The 2311-nt window shown below is 71.7% G+C and carries 2 protein-coding genes; one reads left to right on the plus strand and one right to left on the minus strand.

Translation table 11 applies throughout. The features are described 5' to 3' along the window. Nucleotides 1–321 precede the first annotated feature (321 nt). On the minus strand, nucleotides 322–1329 hold the full coding sequence (locus HCJ92_RS23690) for a stage II sporulation protein M (RefSeq protein ID WP_167935657.1): 1008 nt from the start codon (nucleotides 1327–1329) through the stop codon (nucleotides 322–324). A 157-nt stretch (nucleotides 1330–1486) separates the two neighbouring features. Between HCJ92_RS23690 and HCJ92_RS23695 the strand changes: the two genes are divergently transcribed. Continuing rightward, on the plus strand, nucleotides 1487–2311 hold an 825-nt coding region (locus HCJ92_RS23695; RefSeq protein WP_167935658.1), incomplete at its 3' end, for an RDD family protein.

Here is a 2311-nt window from a genome sequence, read left to right on the forward strand (position 1 = left end):
GGTGTCTCCGACTCTATCAGACTCACTTTCGTGTTTCTGACCCCCGGCCGGCGGGGCCTTTCGAGCTTTGCGCCCTCCGGCGTGTCCACCACGTTAGAGCATTTCCCCGACCGATTCAAAATCGGCCGCCGGTTCATGAATCGTCGATCCGTGTCGGGAAATACGAACACAGGAACGCCAAAACAGACCCGTGAGGGTTCATGCACTTCGGCAGTGGTTGCTGCCGGACCTGGGACGCTTGGCGTCGCTTGGGAAGCCGAAGGCTCCGTGGCAGCTCGGAGAACAATACGCACCCACCACGCCGCCGTCAATCCCCGCGCGTCAGACCGCGACGGGCTGCTGGTCCGACCGGTCCTCACGGGCCAGGTCGCCCGTCTCCCCGGCCAGTGCCGCGCGCTTCCCCGGTACGAACACGTAGACGAGGAACGCGGCCCAGACGAGGACGCCGATCGCGATGCGCGCCCAGGTGGGCAGGCCGGAGGGGGTGACGAACCCTTCGACGACGCCGGAGACCAGCAGCACCACGGCCAGCCCGACCGCCATGCCGATCGCGGCCCGCCCCTCCTCCGCCAACGCGGTGGTCCGGGTGCGGCGGCCGGGGTCGATCACCGTCCACCCCAGGCGCAGACCCACGCCCGCCGCCACGAAGACCGCCGTCAGCTCCAGCAGGCCGTGCGGGATCAGCAGCCCGAGGAAGACGTCGAGTCGGCCCGCGGACGCCATCAGTCCGATGCCCATTCCGACGTTGATGGCGTTCATCGCCAGCACGTAGACCACCGGGATGCCCAGCAGGACCCCGAAGGCCAGGCAGATGGCCGCGATCCAGGCGTTGTTGGTCCACACCTGGGCGGAGAAGGCCGCCGCCGGGCTGCTGGAGTAGTAGCTCTCGTAACTGCCGCCCTCGCGCGTCATCTCCCGCAGCGCCTCGGGTGCGGCGACGGTGGCGACCGCCTCGGGACTGTTCGCCAGCCAGGTCGCGATGACAGCGGTGGCCACCGTGAAGACCAGCCCCGTCCAGATCCACCAGTGCCGGGTCCGGTAGCAGGCCGCCGGGAACCCGGCGGCGAAGAAGTGGACGGCGTCCCGCCAGGTGGCGCGCCTGCTGCCGACGACCACGCTCCGCGCCCTGGCGACGAGTGTCGTCAACCGGTTGGTCACGACCGGGTCGGGCGCGCCGCTCTGCAGCTGTGAGAGGTGGGTGGCCGCGCGCTGGTACAGCGCCACCAGCTCGTCCGCCTCCGCGCCGGTCAGGCGGCGTCCCCGGCCGAGCAGGTGGTCGAGACGGTCCCACTCGGCACGATGGGCGGCGACGAACACATCCAGGTCCATGACACGACCTTCTCAGACGACGGTGCCGGGGTGGAGGGGTACCGTCCCCGCGGACACGGCAGACTGGAAGGACGTGGAGGAGCGGTCCTCGGGCGGGGCCGCGGCTGCGAGCCCGCCCGAGCGGAGCGCGCAGCGAGCGGATGGGGGACGGAGGCCGATGAATGGTCTGGTGACCGGCGACGCCGTGGTGCTGGGATTGCGACCCGCACGGCTGCCGAGCCGAGCGCTGGCGATCGCGATCGACGTGGCGCTCCTGGTGGGCGTCTACGTCCTGGTGTCGCTGCTGCTGGCCTCCTCGGCGCTCGGTATGGGCGACGCGGCGCTCTCCGCCGTGGAGATCGCCACGCTGGTGCTGATGCTCATCGGGGTGCCGGTGGCGGTGGAGACCCTGACCAGGGGCCGCTCCCTCGGAAAGCTGGTGTGCGGTCTGCGGGTGGTCCGGGACGACGGCGGTCCGGTGCGGTTCCGGCACGCCTTCGTCCGCGGCCTGGTCGGTTTCGTCGAACTGTTCGTCACCATGGGATTCGTGGCGATGGCGTCCTCGCTGTTCTCCCCGAGCGGGCGGCGGCTGGGCGACGTGTTCGCCGGGACCATGGTGGTGCGGGAACGCATCCCCGTCTCCCGCGTCTCGCTGCTTCCGCCTCCCCCGCCCGAGCTCGCCGGCCGGTTCGCCGAACTCGACCTCTCGCGGGTGCCGGAGGAGCTGTGGCTCGCGGTGCGGCAGCTCCTCGTGCGGCTGCCGAAGCTGGAGCAGCGGGTCGCGTGGTCCATGTCGGTACGCCTCGCCGGGGACCTCTCGGCGCTGGTGGGCACGCCTCCCCCGGAGGGGATGCACCCCTCCGCCTACTTGGCGGCGGTCGCCGGGGAGCGCCAACGCCGCGACGCCCAGCGGGTGTTCGGGGAGCGGGGGCCGGCGGCCACCGTCGGCGTGCGCTGGTCGCCCCCGGCGGCGGACACGGTGGCGACGCCCGCGGCGCCGGCG

The sequence above is a fragment of the Streptomyces spiramenti genome (assembly GCF_012034385.1).
GTDB lineage: Bacteria > Actinomycetota > Actinomycetes > Streptomycetales > Streptomycetaceae > Streptomyces > Streptomyces spiramenti.

Bases quoted from the DNA above. Each gene is read 5' to 3' on its own strand.
- HCJ92_RS23690 (WP_167935657.1), bottom strand. From the start codon at position 1,329: ATGGACCTGGATGTGTTCGTCGCCGCCCATCGTGCCGAGTGGGACCGT.